Raw genomic sequence first — 14624 nt, 5'->3', positions numbered from 1 at the left:
TTGCTGCTAACTTTTCTGTCGCACTCATATTGCCTTGTCCACCCGAGAAGAAAGAGAAGAAGCTCTCAACATCATTAAGCATTTCGGCACCTGCTTCTTTAGCTTCTTTAGCAGCTAAAGAAGCTAAAGCAAGTTCTTCAGGATTAGTTCCAGCTTGTGGGTTTCTTATATTTTGACTTGTCGCAAGAGGGTTTAATGCATATTTTACCAGTAAGTCAATTGCTGCATCTGAAGTAGCAAGTCCAGATGCACTTCTATCTTTTGCCGCTGTTTTAATTTCATTAATAACTAGACCTGCTAATCCGTGAGCATTTCTACGTTTTACTTCAGTCATAGATCCTAGGACCGCTGGAGTGAGGATTGACTCGATTGAACTTAAGTTATTAACAATTGCTTGTGGTAAGTGTTCATGTAATTTTTCTTGAATTAAACGCAATATGACTGATTGAGGATCAGTAGGTATCGTTGAAGTAGCTTGTACTTGATCTTGAGCCGCATGAAAAGCAGTCTCTAATAGGTGTCTGCCATCTAAACCTTGAGGAATAGTTGCTGGGCCATTCGGTGAACCAGCTCTTAAAAGATCACTTGCAGATTGTTGCGTTACAAGGTCAGTAGGCAACTCTTGTCTTGCTGCTGATTCGCCGGTAAAAATTCTATTGTGAACTTGTGGTGTTGGTGAAGTTAGTGTCATTTTCTTTTTCCTTTATTTAATATCGCTTGTAAACCTATAAGATAATCCTAGCAGGCTTGAACCTGTAATGTCAAGTGCTTAGGCGACTGTTGCCGCTGCTGGTGCTTGTGGAATTACTGGAGCCTGAGCTGCTGCTGCTGCTTGCGCTGCTACTGGAGCTACAGTAGTAGGAGCTTCTTGCTCCCCGCCCATTATCGAGGCAAGTAACGCGCTCATTTGCGCCATTTCATCAGGAGTGATTTCAGCACTTGGACTAGCAGTTGTTGTCTGTGCTTCAAGGGGGTTTGCTACTGGGGCTTGTTGTACGGGAGTTCCTTGTGGAGAAACTGCTTGTACTGGAGCAGTCGCTTGCGCTGCAGGCTGTTCTTGAGCGATTGCTGCAAGAAATTGTTCTTTAAGCTTGTCTATTGTTTCTTGTGCTTGCTTAGCTACTTCTTCGGCTTGCTTAGCAATTTGTTCTGAAAGTTTGGGTGCTTGTTGCGGTGTTTGTGCTATGACAGGAGCGCTTGGATCTTGCACTTGTACGGGTACGGGTACGGGTACGGGTACGGGTACGGGCTGGCTGATTGCAGTTGCTATCTCTCTTGCCGCTGCTTGTTGTTCTGCCACTTGTGCTGGGTCTGCTTGTCCTGGTAAACCTGTTGCAGTCATTGCAGCCGGTTGACTTGGATCATGACTTGGATCATGACTTGCTGTCATGATAATTTCGGGTGCTGGAATAGCGCCTGTTGCAGTTGTTGTTGCTGGTTTGTTACCAGTTACTGCGCCTATGAAATCTTGTAATAATTTTACCATCTGTCTAAATAAACCTCGTATTTAATACAATAGCACTTTACACATTAAAAAGTCAAGATCTTTTACTAAAAAATATTAGACCTGTTTCGAAACACAGTTTCGATGTACAGGTCGCTCAAACAAAGGTAGCAACCGCGCGGAATGCGCGTTTGCCTTTGGAGATAATTCCGACTTTCAAAACAAGTCTTTACCATTATGAACTTAACCAAGCAACTATAGTCCCAACTAGGTGTTTACCCTCATTATTAGCTCGATCAGCTGAGGCAGCAAGCATCTGCGCCGGTCTTAAATCATAGCTATGGCGTTCGTTTTCTGGACTCGATTGGTAACGATATTGAGCGAGGTAGTATTTGCAACTCTTGATTGAAAAATCATTGTCATTTGATAAACCAAATCCGCGGCACAATAGTGGGCGCGCTTCATAAATAGAACACTTGTGGTCTTTTAAAAATGGACAAGAAAACTTGAAGCTATGTTTATTTTCAGAACCGCGATGGGCAAATGCGGGATCTTCTTTATTTACAATCTTGAGTTCGCTGCCATGAAGTTCTTTGTGATCTTCTTGAATTTTGCGGGCAGCAGCTTTAGCTGCTTCAACAGGATAATTATTTTTGTGCATCCAATCTTCTAGATATTTATATTCAGTAGAAGTCATTGAAGGAAATGTATTCGAGCAACAATCACTACATTTGTAATAATCACAGGTCATTTGCTCTAAGCCAGCTTTGGTTTCAACATCACGTTGTAATTGATCGGCTTCGTCAAGTACTTTGTCCCAGTTCTCTAATACTTGATTTGCTGGATAGAAGTTTTGATTGCCATAGGACTTAATGCTGGATGATTGATCAGGGTCTGGCTTATAAAGCATGAAATAATCAAGACTGGCTTTTTCGGCTTTGTCTTTGTCGCCGATTCTTCTATAATAAAATGCTTGCAAATATTTTTGTTCTAGTTCTAATTCTGTTTTGATCTCAGGGTTGTTGATTACATCTAGATTTGTTTCAATAAATTCTTTGACTTTGTTAAATTGTTCTTGGAGATTATTTTCCAAAATATATTGAGCATAAATAAACTTGATCTCAGGGATAGCTTCAGAGAGTGACCAAAAATCAATTGTTTGCCATGCTGCAATATCTTTGAAATTGTTTAAATTGTTTGAGATAGATTTGTAGTAGTCGAGCAATTGTTTAGAAACACGTTTGCCAATTTTGCGCTTCATGGTTAATTCAGGTGAGACAAACGGAAATAAATCGCGAGAAGAAATAGTTTCTTGCAGGCATAGACTGTTGAGTATTTTTAATGACTTAATTTCAATAGTGGATATTAGGCTCGGGTCTTCTTTAAAAAATTGGGCTAGTTCTTCAAATCTGCCAAAAACAAATAACGCTAGAAATTGATACGGTTGATTAGGCTTGTGTGTCTTGACTTGATGATCTTGGAGCTTGCGTTTGAATTCATCACGATTGAAGGAATTAAGACCTGACTCGCCTGGATTAATATAGTCCAGTGACTTCATACAACTATCATATACAATCTTAAACATTGGGCCTTGGCCCAGAGACAAAAATAAGATAGAATTAATATCGCATGGCGACTTTTGCGAATTGTACAGTTTGTGGAATCAAACTTACAGCTAAAAATAAAATTTCTTATAGACCCAATTCCTGTAGAGATTGCGAACTTGAACGTAAGCGTCTTTATTCATTAAAACGTAAGGCTGATAACGCCAAAAGACCCAAAGCTATTACTGCTACGAATAAGACCAAGGCGACTAAGACTAAGATCAAAGCGACTAAGAAAACAGTTAGCAAAAAGACCCCAGCTAGCAAAGCCAAAAAGAATATCGTTAAGAAGGCAACCAAAGTAACAAAGCCAGTAGTAAAGAAAAAGCCGGTAGCCAAGAAAGATAAAAACAAAGAACAGCTCCAGCGTGAGCGTGCCAAGGAGAAAGAACGTATACGCAAAGAGAAAGAGCGTATAAAACTCCAGAAACAAAAAGAGCGTGAAAAGCTTCAGAAAGATAAAGAACGTGAGAAATTACGCATCCAACGTGAGCGTGAGAGGTTAAGTAAAGACAAAGAACGTGAACGTGAGAGAGCAAGACGTGAGCGTGAAAAAGAAGCAATAATCAAGCAGCGTGAAAAAGAGAAGTTGCTCAGACTTAAAGATCGTGAACTATTAAAAAAACAACGTGAGCAAGATCGTCTTCAAAGGATAATTGATCGCGAACAGGACAAAATTCGTAAAAAAGAAGAACGAGAATCAGAAAAAGATCAAAAAAAACAAGAAAAAGAAGATACTAAACGTAAGGCGGAAGCTGACAAGAGAGAAAAAGCTCGTCGTAAAAAATTACTTGAAATGAACATCATTACTGATGTGCCTGATTATGCATTGAATGCTGCTAGTAGCAAGGTCAAAAAAAGGAGACTTAGTTCCACTACTAAAAGGAATGATGTTTCGCAAATTATGCAAAATGCTGCAGCTTTAGCAGTACAGAATTATGATAAGTCTATTGCAACACATTTCAATATGGAGAATCAAGTTATTAACGGTCAGGTTTTGAGAGCCCCGTCTGATACTCCTTGGGAAGGATCCAATTTTAAAATAGTGGGTGGGACTTTTGTTAACCACACTGATTCTGATATGCACGAGAGTCGTGGTCCTACTGAAGACGAAGTAAAAGCAATCATAGAGAAGATTAGACTAGAACACAAAACTCGCAAGGACTAGCCACCCGTACCTAGTATTTTAATTTCAACAGATAATCCCAGAACGGAAATCCTAAAGAGGGATTTTGTAGTTCTTTCGTGTTGGATTATCTGTTGAAAAGTAAAATACTAGGTACGGGTGGCTGGGATCGGGTGGCTGGGATAAAGGGAACTCAATTCTGGGCATAGCGTCACTAGTGTCGTAAGGCCTTTTTATGCGTAAATCAAGTCTCCTTCTATTTATAATATTTTTCTTAGTGGCGAACCCTGCGTTAACAGCTAGTTTTGAACTTGAGGCCAAAGATGACAAGCAGTTGATTACTATGTCTTCGCTTCCTTTTATCAGTCAAGACTTTGACGAAGAAGAAGAGTTTTGGGATGAGGAATGGGATGACGAAGAATGGGATGAGGATTGGGAAGACGAGGAGGAAGAGCTTCCTGAAATTAAACCTGTTGCAAAAAAAGAGAGGAAGCTAGAACCAGCAGTTAAAGCTCCTGCAGCAGCTGCAAACGCAGTTACAGAAGAAGCTGTAGTTGAAGAGAAGCCATTTGTTAAATCACAAGAGGAGCTAGACTTAGAAGTCAAAATCCAAGCAGAGATAGCAAGCCAAAAAGCCAAACAGGATAATAATCTTATTAAACTTGCAGATACTTTTAAAAGAACTCCTGATGAGTTTAGAAGGTTATATTCCAAGTATGGTGAACTTTTGAACGGACTTAATCCGGATAATCCAAAAGACCTTAAAGAGATCGAAAAATTAATTGAGATTGTTGGTGTGCCTAAGCGTGAAACCAAAATAAGACAAGAAGCAACGTTGAGAAATGCAAAGACAGATGATCCGATTGTGAATTTTTCTGCTCGTAATATTGCAACGAGAGATGCCTTTGCTACTCTTGCAAGAGTATCAGGCAAGAGTATCACTGTCAGTGGCAGCGTTCAAGCCCGAGATACGATATCCGTCATTGAAATTACTGATCAACCTTTTAGTAGAGCATTTCTTAGTCTTATAGATGCAGCTGATGTTGATTTTCGTAAGAGTGAAGACAACTACACTATCTTGAAAAAACGTGGTGCAACAGCGACTAGCTTAATTTCTGGTTTTGATACTTCTGATATCGATTTTACATTGCCGCTTGAAGATAGGTATGCTGATTTGACATATGATAATGAAGACCTTTCTGGAATCATTAAAGACCTTGCTAATAAGTATGGAGTTGACGTTGTGATGACAGCCAATCCTACTGAGAGAATCACACTTAAAGTTCATGGAATCAATATTGAAAGTGCTTTTGAACTTCTATTTGCAGGAAGCCAGTTTAGTTACACACGCAAGGATGATACCTTTGTGGTTTATAGCTCAACCAATAAAAACTTTTCACTTGATAAGAAGACTGTACTCTTCCCACTTAAATATTTAGAGGCTCAAGAAGCTAGTAAATTGCTTCCTGCAGAACTCAAGAATTTGGTGCAAGTAAGTGACAACCAAAATGCCTTTATTGCAGAAGGTTCTAAGTCTGAACTTACACAGTTGTATGATTTTATTAGAACAATTGATAAGCCAATCCCTCAAGTAGAGCTGGTTGTCAAACTTGTTGAAGTGTCACAAGGTTTTAGTCGCGCCCATAATCTTTATCAAGCACCATTTGTAATTGGACGTTCATCTGGTAGTGGTATCAATCTTGACCTCGGAAAAGAAGAGCTTGGGATTTTTAATACGGCTCCAACATATGGACAAAATAGTAATAACTCTCAAATTAAAGTTAATCAGAGATTACTCGTTACTAGTGGCAAGAGTGCCAAGATTAATTTTGATGAAGATGTTAACGTAGTTTTAAATTCGGGTGAGGCAAATACTCAGGGAGCGGGGATTGTACAGAACCAAAGAATCCAAAGGATTACAGCTGGTAACTCGATGGATATCACTCCTATAGTAGGTGGTGGCGGAATCGTGACGGTGAAGGTGCAGATAGAGGTTTCGGCTAACGATACTATTAATCCCGTTACTGGTGTTCCAGCCAAAACAGTTAGAAGAAGTATTTCTTCCGAGATTCAGATTGCTGACCATGAAACTATCGCAATAGGTGGTTTGTTTGATGATAGAAAAGGAAAAGCTAGAACTAATGAGTTACCATTTCTCAGTAGAATACCAATAATTGGTGATCTTTTTGGTAACAATTCAAAAGACAAAAATCTTCGTGAATTGTTGATTTTGATTACTCCTAATATTAAAACTGGGGATGATGTAGCAGAAGTCTATTTGCAAGCGTTTGAAGGATTATAAAGTGAGAAAATTTGTACCGTTACTAGTTGTTGTTTTATTTGTTTGTTCTTTGCAACCAGCAAAGAGTTTTTTGGATTTTGAGGATTTTTTAATACCGTTTAAAAAACATCATCGACAAACTGTCCATGTGATCAATCACGTTGACGCTCCAGTACTCATTGTAGAAGCTAGAGTTGATGATCGTGGCTCAAATCATTTTAAGACTTTCACTGGTATCCTAGATACCTATCATCTTAAAGTTCAGAATGTCTCTGGTAAAAAAATTCTTGCTTATAGGATCGCTTGGACTTTGAAGCACCCATTTCAAGATTGGGTTTATAGAACAATAGAAGCCAATAGTATTGATTTATTTATGCCTGGTGCCCTTCAGAAAGTCAGTTTCAAGCGAGACAAACATTATAGACAAGATGCTTATTACTATGCTGAGATTTCCAAGGTTGAATTTGATGATGAGACTATTTGGAAAGCTCCTGAACACGATGAAACCATGACGGCAGAGGATATTATTCAACAAGAAATTGATGCAATAGAAGAAAAATCAATTGACGATTTGAGCATCGATGAGTTGAAAGAACTTGTGCCACAGGTCAATGGTGCTGTATTTGAGTCTCAACCAATTACGGAACCAGGACATGACCAGCCTAGTGTTGAAGAAGTTGCCCCAGAAGATATTACGGTTGAATAGACATCCTCAATGCGCAACACTAGTTCAGCTAACGTGTTAAAATAACTCTATGGCTGAAGAAGAAGTCATAGATGCAGAATCTAGTACTTTAAATAAAAATACAAATCCACTTGACCACTTGCGTCATCTAATCAAGGTTGGTTGGCACCCAAATACGCCTTTGATAGTCAAATTTGTCGACAAGTATGGTTTGGATGATGAGCTTAGAGAAATGATAAAGGACTCTAAGAATAAGTGAAACCCTTATTAGCCATGTCTTCATACCAAATCAATCAAGAATTGCTTTCTTATTTCGTTGATTATTTGGCAGAGACCAAATCTCAGGCCACTATCATTAACATCAGGCGTGATATTAATTTATTTCTTGATTATTTAAAAGAACAGGATGATGCTGATATTCACTCTAAGTATGTCAATCGCTACATCAACGTACTTGAAGAAAAATATATGGAGTCAAGTTTTGTTGCCAAGCTTAGTAGCTTAAGACAATTTACTAATTGGTTGAACCTTGAGAATAATCCGTTTTGGAAATTGCGAGTCTCGTTTAATCACGAAGACTATGATTATTACCAAGAACAAGATCTATTTCAGGATTTCTCTAATGATTTTGTTTATGATGAATTGATCATTGCTTTGATTTATGAGCTCTATCTTGCTCAAGATGAACTGATTGAGTTGAATCTTGAGCATTATAATCAAGCAAGCAATACTCTGCGTATCCGTGGCAGTGACTTGGTTCTAAGTGATAGCCTTGCCGGCAACATGCGTTTGTATTTTAAAGAGCATCGTATAATTCTAGCAAGAGCCAAGGATTCAATGACTTTGACCGATCCTTTATTTGTGAAATCATTGTTGCGTGCAGATGATAGTCGCATGACAGGGACTGATTTGCAGCAATTACTTGCTAATCGTGATTTACGTTTGGTCTATCTTAAACGCAGTAGAATTATTCACTTATTAGACAAGGCTATGAGTATTGAAGAGATTGAAAAGCTATTGGCTACTAAACTCAGTGCTTTTTATAGACCCTTTGTGAAGGATAAGGATTATCGTTTGGCAAGGGCTTATCAAGAGTTTCATCCGCGCTCTCGTCAATCTAGCTAGATATCTCAATTGCACGCTCAAGGGTCTTGATCTTGGCTTCAAGTTGCTTGACTCTATCTTGCAAGACTTCGTTCTCAAGTTTGGTTTCATTATCTGCACCACTAAGTATTGATTTGGCTTTGGGTTTCTTGAAGCTAGCAATCACTAAACCAAAGACTAGGCCTATGATTGCAGGGAGACTGAAGTTGAGAATTTCTGTGAAGTTTTCCATTGCTTATGATTTTAACATGTCTTTAATCTTGTCTCTTTGGACTCAAAAGCTCAATCTTGTAGCCATCTGGATCTTCAACGAATGCAAGAACAGTAGTGCTATGTTTCATTGGTCCAGCCTCGCGAACTACTTTGCCACCTTGAGCTTTGATCTTGTCACAAGCCTTATAGACATCTTCAACTTCTATTGCAATATGCCCAAAGCCATTACCAAGATCATAAGAATCAGTTTCCCAGTTGTGAGTTAACTCGATTGCTGTGTTTGAGCTCTCATCACCGTAACCAAGAAAGGCAAGAGTGAATTTACCCTCTGGGTAGTCCTTGCGTCTGAGCAATTTCATAGCAAGAATTTCTGTGTAGAACTTGATTGATTTTTCAAGGTCTGTTACTCGAAGCATGGTGTGCAGTAGGCGCATTACTTTAGTTTATCCTAATCAAGAAATTGCTAATCAACATGATCTAGTTTGGACTTTTCCTGGGTTTTTTGAAGTTGAGAAATATTAGCAATTCCAAATAATCAACACTGGTTATTTGGAATCTGCCAGCTACTTTATCTCTTTGTTTAACCTGGGTACAAAGTCTATATGCCTAGTAAATTTTTTGCCTTATTCATAGCGATCTTGTTCACTAGTTCAGCTGTTATTGCGGCGGCTATAAAGATCAAACCAGAGTTTGTATTTGAAGGTGAAACGATCAAGGTTTTGGCTAATAAATATACTTCAACAGCTAATCCGTTAGTGGTTACTTTAGTTGATGGCGAAGGTGATCAGTTTGGTGATGAACTAGAAGCAACTAAAACAAATGTCAATGGTTTTGTTGTCACTGCGCCTAGTGTGAGTTCAACCAAAACCTTAGTTTTGCGAGTAGTTGGTGGTAATACTAGCTCAGATGAGCCTGATGATTTTCCAGTGGTGATTTTTGATAAACCAGATTTAACCAGTCCAAATCCAAGTGCACCTGATAATGATTTAAGCGCGCAAAATGTTAATGCCGAAGCAATAGTACTCTCGACTAGATCAATTACAGCGAGTGAAGCTGGTGAGCTACGTTGGAACGGTCATGATTTTATCGACAAAGATGGAGTGCTTTTGGCTGATAGACTGACTCTCAATGGTGTTGCTCTTTCTGTTGTCAATGGTACGGACTTAACTTGGAATAGCCATACTGTGGCAACTTCCGCTGGTGCTATATTAGCAAGCTCACTTACTGGAACTAATGGTGCAACTTTGACGCTCACTAAAACCGGTGCTGTAAGTCTTGAAACCAATGGAGCTACTACTGTGACTTTGCCAAGTGCTGGTCTATTGCAAGGTGTACTTCGTTGTGAGTACAATTTTGCAGTTGATGGTGGCGTTACTGGCAATATTGCATTGCGTAATGCAACTCTTCCTGTTGGCGCAATCGTTACAAGTGCGTTTTATGAAGTGCTTACTACTTTCACTTCAGCTACTGATGCAACAAGTATTGGTATCACGATCCCGAGTGATGACGTTAATGGGATTAAGAGTCCTGTGACAATAAGTAATGTCGCGAATGCTTGGGACTCAGGAATGCATGGTACTGATCTGGGTAATACCTCATCAGCTGTCTCTGAACGAACTACTCAAGCTCGGACTATTGCATTATCGGTTTCAGGTGAAGCGATTACCGCAGGTAAATTGGTACTTTATGCTGAGTATGTGATGGCGCCGTAGTTTGGTCTTTTCTTGTGTTAAAATAATGCGATACCTATGACTTCTTTTCTATATCCGGATACTATTATTAAGCCAATAATTGGCCTGACTGTCACAGAAAATGGGCTGATGGATTATTTGTCTGGAGAAATTAGGGAACATGCTGAAAGTGGAAAGTCGTTTCAACTTACACAAGATATTGTTTTTCCGCCTCTTGCAGATTGTATTGTAAAGGATGTAGTTTATAAGCCTGAAGGTTTAATAGAAATTCACGCTAGAGTTGGTGATGAAAAAATTGAAGAAAAAGCCACTAGTTGTGCCTATGCTTTACCACAACATCGTGAGGCAGCGTTTCAGAGCCTATGGTTAGTCAAGAAAGATGACGGGCTGGTAAGAAGGTTTTTTCGTGAACCAGAACAAGTATTTAGATTTTTGATGTCTAAGGTATTCAATCGTTTTAGTCCTTCAATAGAAAGGTTTATTGATGCCGGACTAGCGACTAATTAAACTACTAAGTAGTCTTATTGCCGTCTCTCATTGAAGATCATGGGGTCGTATCCTGTCAAAAGACATAAAAGTGTATGATACTATTTTGTCCGCTGACTAGCTACGACCCCTCAAGGATGCTTTTTTCTTTTTTATAATGGGGCAGCACTGATTAACGAAGTTCGCTATTTCCATAAAAGCTTTGATAGTTCATAAGATTTACGCTATTTTGTTCGGAATTATTTGAGCGTGGGCTTAGTAAATATCTCTTTGCAACATTGTTGACCAGGTCTGAAAATTTTAGAAGATTCTTTGCCATGGCTATATTGGGAGTTTCACTTTGTTTGATCTCAATAAGTTGAAGTTTTGATCTATTTTCATAGATTAGATCTACTTCTAAACCATTTTTTTCTCTGAAATAATAGAAAAAACCTGGTTCTTGATTAGCTTTATGTCTTTTGATTAATTCACTAATTACTAAGTTCTCAAATAAAACTCCAGAGATAGGACTTCTTTTGATTTGTTCTTCAGTACGGTAGCCCAATCGATGAGAAACTAATCCTGTATCATAGAAATAAAGTTTAGATTTTTTAGAGATTTGTTTGTTCGCTATTTTCTTTGGATATGGGGCAAGAAGAAAAATAACTTGTGATCTTTCTAAAAAAGCAATCCATGATTTAATGGTCTTTTCATCCACGCCCAAGTCTTTGGCGATATCTGCATAATTAAGTTCCTGACTACATCTTGCAATTATCAAATTCAAAAATTGCTCGTAATGTTTTAAATAACTTTTTTGTACATTAGCTTTAATGTCTCGCTCTAAAAAGGTCTTTATATATGAAGAGTACCAAAGTTGTAGATCAATAGGTTTTTTGGACCATAAGTCTGGATATGAACCTCTTTGGACGATCCATGACCAATCTTTATTTTTTAGTTCCTTATACTCTGATAATTCGTGTATGGAAAAGCTATGCAGTTCTAATACGGCAGCTCTACCAGCTAAGGTCTCTTGCACTCCTTCCATTAAGGAAAACTGTTGAGAACCTGTGATAATGAATAAACCAGTTTGAGACCTATTGTCATCAATGATTTTTTTGACATAGCTTAGTAGTTCTGGTACTTCCTGGATCTCATCTATTATTAATGGACATGGGTGACTTTTGAGAAATCCCCGAGGGTCTTCTTGTGCGTAATTTCTTGTGTCTATTTCATCTAAACTTGCGTAGTTATACTTTGGGAATAATTCTTTAACCAAAGTCGATTTTCCAACTTGCCTTGCGCCGGTAAGAATTACCGCACTAAACTGTTGCGCTGCTTTTAATAATTGGGGTGCAAGCTCTCTTGGAATAAATGCCATTATGCTCAATATAACACATTTTGGCTAAAACCGGAGTGGAATTCCGGTTTTAGCCAAAATGTTAGTAGTGGATTGGCAGCTTTGGTTAATGATTTCACGAGCTTGGTACGCTAGAGTTTGTTGATTTGAGAAGGATTGAACTGTGCCAAGCTATGATTCTTGATTCAGAGAGTGATATTTTGCCTTTGAGGGTCAAGTGATTGGGACGGAACTAACACCCCGCATCTCCACAGTTCACTTTTGAAGATAAAGATTATCGATGAGAGGAGTTAAGGCTGCAAAATGCTAAGCATTTTTAGCAGCCTACGATGGGTCACTAGTCTAATTTTGGTTGTTTGAATGGTGTCTGTGGTGAGGTGAAGTCATCTACGTCACTTTAAAGACTTCTACGTGGTGCAACGACTATGTTTGCCAGCAGCAGCCCACTTACAAGTGCGATAGCAACTAGAAACATTTGGAAAGTAGTGTCTATGCCAGCGAGAGTATTTTTTTCTACCAAGAAGGACAGTCCTTTAAAACCCATGCTGCCTGGTACCAGTAAAATTAGACCAGGCATTGTAATAGTAAGGGCTGGATGTTTGGTAAATTTGGCATAGAGATTTGCTGCAATACCAACGCTGAATCCACCAACAAAAGTTCCTAAGTCAGCTCCAATAAGTTGAGTGGACAGACTGGTGCTAAAGTAACCGACACTGCCAGCAAACAATACCCAGAAAAAATTTTCTTTGCTGGCACTAAATAAAATAGTAAAAGCAAGAGCAGCAGTGATCAATGCAATCCAGATATAACTTTGATCAAGGTTGCCTACGATGACATGGCTTACGCTGACTTTGTCTGTAAATAATTTCACCAAATTTGTTCCAAAAGCTACTCCGAAACCGAGTTTGAAAAAAGTTAAAATTGCTTGCATTAGCCTTGCTGTTCCAGCAGCGAGGTTCTCTGTTGCTAGTTCAGTCATTGCTATCGTTAATGTTAATCCTGGAACAAGAACTATTAAGCTCGCTAGAGTAGTGATTTGTATTGAGAAGCTAGGCTTAATTACATACAGAAGGCAAGCACAGGTTGATGCAATAAAAGCTGCTAGAAATTCAAAAACTTGGTTCGTTTGATTTCCTTTTGAACAGATCATCCATGTTATGCCTACAATAAATCCTAGAGCAGTTGCAACCAAAATTTCAATAGGTCCAGCTCCAAAAAAAACGGATGCTGCGCCTGAAACTGCAGCATAAGCCAAAACTTCTACTGCAGGAGGGTAGAGTAAGCCTTGGTTTTTTATTCTGCTTAATTCTTCAAAAGCCTGGTCAAGATCTAATTGCTTATCTATAATCTGGTCGCCAAGGGTATCAAGCTGGCTCATTTTATCCAGATTAACTGTCCCTGGTTTGACTCTAATAATGTGCTGCCTTTCTCTTTCTTCAGCTTTAAAACTTGCCATGAGAACAGTTGGTGTCGCAAAAAATTGACTTTCGATATCAAGAGTATCGCCAATCTTTTTTAAAGCTGCCTCTAAGCTATGAGCTGCAGCGCCATGCTTGTGCAGCTCTTCGCCAATAGCAACTACTAACCTGACTCTTTTTTTGAATTCTTTTAAGTCCACTAGGTCATAATAACTTAATTTTTTAGATAGGGGCTGTAGCTAGATATTAGAGTCAGCTCTCCACAATTCCAGATTTTCGCGTTTTACCACAATAGACATCACTAGCAAAACAAAGTTTTGCTAGTGATGTCGCTTTAAAAAAGGTAGCAACCGCAACGAATGTTGCGTTTGCTTTAAGGATAATTCCGACTTTTGCAGTAAGTCTAATGTCGATGATGGGACTAGGGCTACCTAAAACGCGTTGCGTTTTTACGTCAGCCAAGACGGGTCACCAGTGTGTTTTGTTGTTTGTGGGTTTGCCACAACCTTCGGTTTCGAAAGAGGTCTAATGTTTAAAGAGGGTACTAAAACTACAATTAGCTGCTTAAATTAATTTAGCAATACCCCTAGAATCATCTCCAGGTTTATAAGCAATAACTATTTTTTTAGAACCAATATCTTCTTCCTTTAGGTCGAGTACCCATGGGCTCGCATCAGTTGACGAGCTGTTAGCTTCTAAAGCAATTTGTGGAGTTGTAATTAGTGAATCAAAATCACCTAAGTTGCCAGTTGGTAACTTTACCTCTGAAGATACAGAGACTAAATAAAGGCCTGGTTTCAAACCTTCTGTATTAATCTCAAATTGTATCTCTTGTAAATCTTCGCCTGGTTTAAACGTTAATTCACCCTTCCATTTAGGAACTATATGCATGTGTGGAGTACTATAAAACACTACCATTCGTTCAGTTTTTGCATATTCTAGTAAAGAAGCAACACCAACCTTAACTTTGACAGCTTCAGGTAAAACAATTCCATCCTCCCTAACTTTTGGGACTAAGTTTTGCGTAATTGGAACGATTTTCTCTTGTGTAAGACCAGAGTGCATAGTTTCAGAGATCAATAAATCAATAGGAGTATCTGGCTTATACGTGGTTGCATCTGCCTGGATAAGACTAATCCTGTCTTCTAAACCAAGCTTAGCAACAAGTCTCTGTGCTATTTGAAATGAATTAGGGTTCAATTCAATTGCAGTAACATGAACTTTGTCAGAACACAT

General features: G+C 38.7%; 15 protein-coding genes. 7 read left to right on the top strand and 8 right to left on the bottom strand.

Translation table 11 applies throughout. The features are described 5' to 3' along the window. The 3 genes from O3C63_07610 to O3C63_07600 all read right to left on the bottom strand — a co-directional run. Positions 1 to 691, bottom strand: a 691-nt coding sequence (locus O3C63_07610; GenBank protein MDA0772793.1) for a hypothetical protein, incomplete at its 3' end; no start/stop codon positions are given. 78 nt (positions 692 to 769) lie between these two features. Beyond that, entirely contained in the window at positions 770 to 1486 is a 717-nt protein-coding gene (locus tag O3C63_07605) for a hypothetical protein (GenBank protein ID MDA0772792.1), read from the bottom strand. Between the two features lie 193 nt (positions 1487 to 1679). Further along, on the bottom strand, positions 1680 to 3029 hold the full coding sequence (locus O3C63_07600; protein MDA0772791.1) for a YkgJ family cysteine cluster protein: 1350 nt from the start codon (positions 3027 to 3029) through the stop codon (positions 1680 to 1682). 44 nt (positions 3030 to 3073) lie between these two features. Here O3C63_07600 and O3C63_07595 point away from each other — a divergent pair, with 44 nt between their 5' ends. From O3C63_07595 to O3C63_07575, 5 genes are all read left to right on the top strand, one after another. Next, on the top strand, positions 3074 to 4216 hold the full coding sequence (locus O3C63_07595; protein ID MDA0772790.1) for a hypothetical protein: 1143 nt from the start codon (positions 3074 to 3076) through the stop codon (positions 4214 to 4216). Between the two features lie 235 nt (positions 4217 to 4451). Next, positions 4452 to 6476, top strand: coding sequence for a hypothetical protein (locus O3C63_07590; GenBank protein MDA0772789.1), 2025 nt, complete (start codon positions 4452 to 4454; stop codon positions 6474 to 6476). 1 nt (position 6477) lies between these two features. Next, positions 6478 to 7161 (top strand): hypothetical protein, encoded by a 684-nt coding sequence (locus O3C63_07585; GenBank protein MDA0772788.1) that lies wholly within the window; start codon positions 6478 to 6480, stop codon positions 7159 to 7161. A 49-nt stretch (positions 7162 to 7210) separates the two neighbouring features. After that, the gene (locus tag O3C63_07580) at positions 7211 to 7399 is read left to right on the top strand and encodes a hypothetical protein (GenBank protein ID MDA0772787.1); all 189 of its coding nucleotides are present in this window, start codon (positions 7211 to 7213) and stop codon (positions 7397 to 7399) included. Between the two features lie 14 nt (positions 7400 to 7413). Continuing rightward, a complete protein-coding gene (locus O3C63_07575; protein MDA0772786.1) occupies positions 7414 to 8265 on the top strand; it encodes a site-specific integrase in 852 nt (283 codons plus the stop codon). Here O3C63_07575 and O3C63_07570 read toward each other — a convergent pair. Together O3C63_07570 and gloA are read right to left on the bottom strand one after the other, a co-directional pair. After that, positions 8258 to 8476 (bottom strand): hypothetical protein, encoded by a 219-nt coding sequence (locus tag O3C63_07570; GenBank protein MDA0772785.1) that lies wholly within the window; start codon positions 8474 to 8476, stop codon positions 8258 to 8260. The two genes, O3C63_07575 and O3C63_07570, sit on opposite strands and share 8 nt — an antisense overlap. Before the next feature lie 22 nt (positions 8477 to 8498). Continuing rightward, positions 8499 to 8891, bottom strand: a complete 393-nt coding sequence (gene gloA / locus O3C63_07565; protein ID MDA0772784.1) for a lactoylglutathione lyase — start codon at positions 8889 to 8891, stop codon at positions 8499 to 8501. A gap of 168 nt (positions 8892 to 9059) precedes the next feature. Between gloA and O3C63_07560 the strand changes: the two genes are divergently transcribed. Both O3C63_07560 and O3C63_07555 read left to right on the top strand, forming a co-directional pair. Further along, the gene (locus O3C63_07560; protein MDA0772783.1) at positions 9060 to 10169 is read left to right on the top strand and encodes a hypothetical protein; all 1110 of its coding nucleotides are present in this window, start codon (positions 9060 to 9062) and stop codon (positions 10167 to 10169) included. 36 nt (positions 10170 to 10205) lie between these two features. Further along, complete coding sequence (locus tag O3C63_07555; GenBank protein ID MDA0772782.1) at positions 10206 to 10655, top strand: hypothetical protein; 450 nt, start codon at positions 10206 to 10208, stop codon at positions 10653 to 10655. Between the two features lie 151 nt (positions 10656 to 10806). On the opposite strand, the gene O3C63_07550 is transcribed toward O3C63_07555, so the two are convergent. The 3 genes from O3C63_07550 to O3C63_07540 all read right to left on the bottom strand — a co-directional run. Further along, positions 10807 to 11991, bottom strand: a complete 1185-nt coding sequence (locus tag O3C63_07550) for an ATP-binding protein (protein MDA0772781.1) — start codon at positions 11989 to 11991, stop codon at positions 10807 to 10809. A 376-nt stretch (positions 11992 to 12367) separates the two neighbouring features. Beyond that, entirely contained in the window at positions 12368 to 13588 is a 1221-nt protein-coding gene (locus O3C63_07545) for a threonine/serine exporter family protein (protein ID MDA0772780.1), read from the bottom strand. A gap of 364 nt (positions 13589 to 13952) precedes the next feature. After that, positions 13953 to 14624 (bottom strand): hypothetical protein (locus O3C63_07540; protein ID MDA0772779.1); only part of this gene is annotated, 672 nt, incomplete at its 5' end.

Source organism: Cyanobacteriota bacterium, from assembly GCA_027618255.1.
GTDB lineage: Bacteria > Cyanobacteriota > Vampirovibrionia > LMEP-6097 > LMEP-6097 > JABHOV01.
This window is presented reverse-complemented; position numbering and strand designations above follow the sequence as displayed.

Bases quoted from the DNA above. Each gene is read 5' to 3' on its own strand.
- O3C63_07605 (MDA0772792.1), bottom strand. From the start codon at position 1,486: ATGGTAAAATTATTACAAGATTTCATAGGCGCAGTAACTGGTAACAAA.
- O3C63_07600 (MDA0772791.1), bottom strand. From the start codon at position 3,029: ATGTTTAAGATTGTATATGATAGTTGTATGAAGTCACTGGACTATATT.
- O3C63_07595 (MDA0772790.1), top strand. From the start codon at position 3,074: ATGGCGACTTTTGCGAATTGTACAGTTTGTGGAATCAAACTTACAGCT.
- O3C63_07580 (MDA0772787.1), top strand. From the start codon at position 7,211: ATGGCTGAAGAAGAAGTCATAGATGCAGAATCTAGTACTTTAAATAAA.
- O3C63_07575 (MDA0772786.1), top strand. From the start codon at position 7,414: ATGTCTTCATACCAAATCAATCAAGAATTGCTTTCTTATTTCGTTGAT.
- O3C63_07570 (MDA0772785.1), bottom strand. From the start codon at position 8,476: ATGGAAAACTTCACAGAAATTCTCAACTTCAGTCTCCCTGCAATCATA.
- gloA (MDA0772784.1), bottom strand. From the start codon at position 8,891: ATGCGCCTACTGCACACCATGCTTCGAGTAACAGACCTTGAAAAATCA.
- O3C63_07560 (MDA0772783.1), top strand. From the start codon at position 9,060: ATGCCTAGTAAATTTTTTGCCTTATTCATAGCGATCTTGTTCACTAGT.
- O3C63_07555 (MDA0772782.1), top strand. From the start codon at position 10,206: ATGACTTCTTTTCTATATCCGGATACTATTATTAAGCCAATAATTGGC.
- O3C63_07550 (MDA0772781.1), bottom strand. From the start codon at position 11,991: ATGGCATTTATTCCAAGAGAGCTTGCACCCCAATTATTAAAAGCAGCG.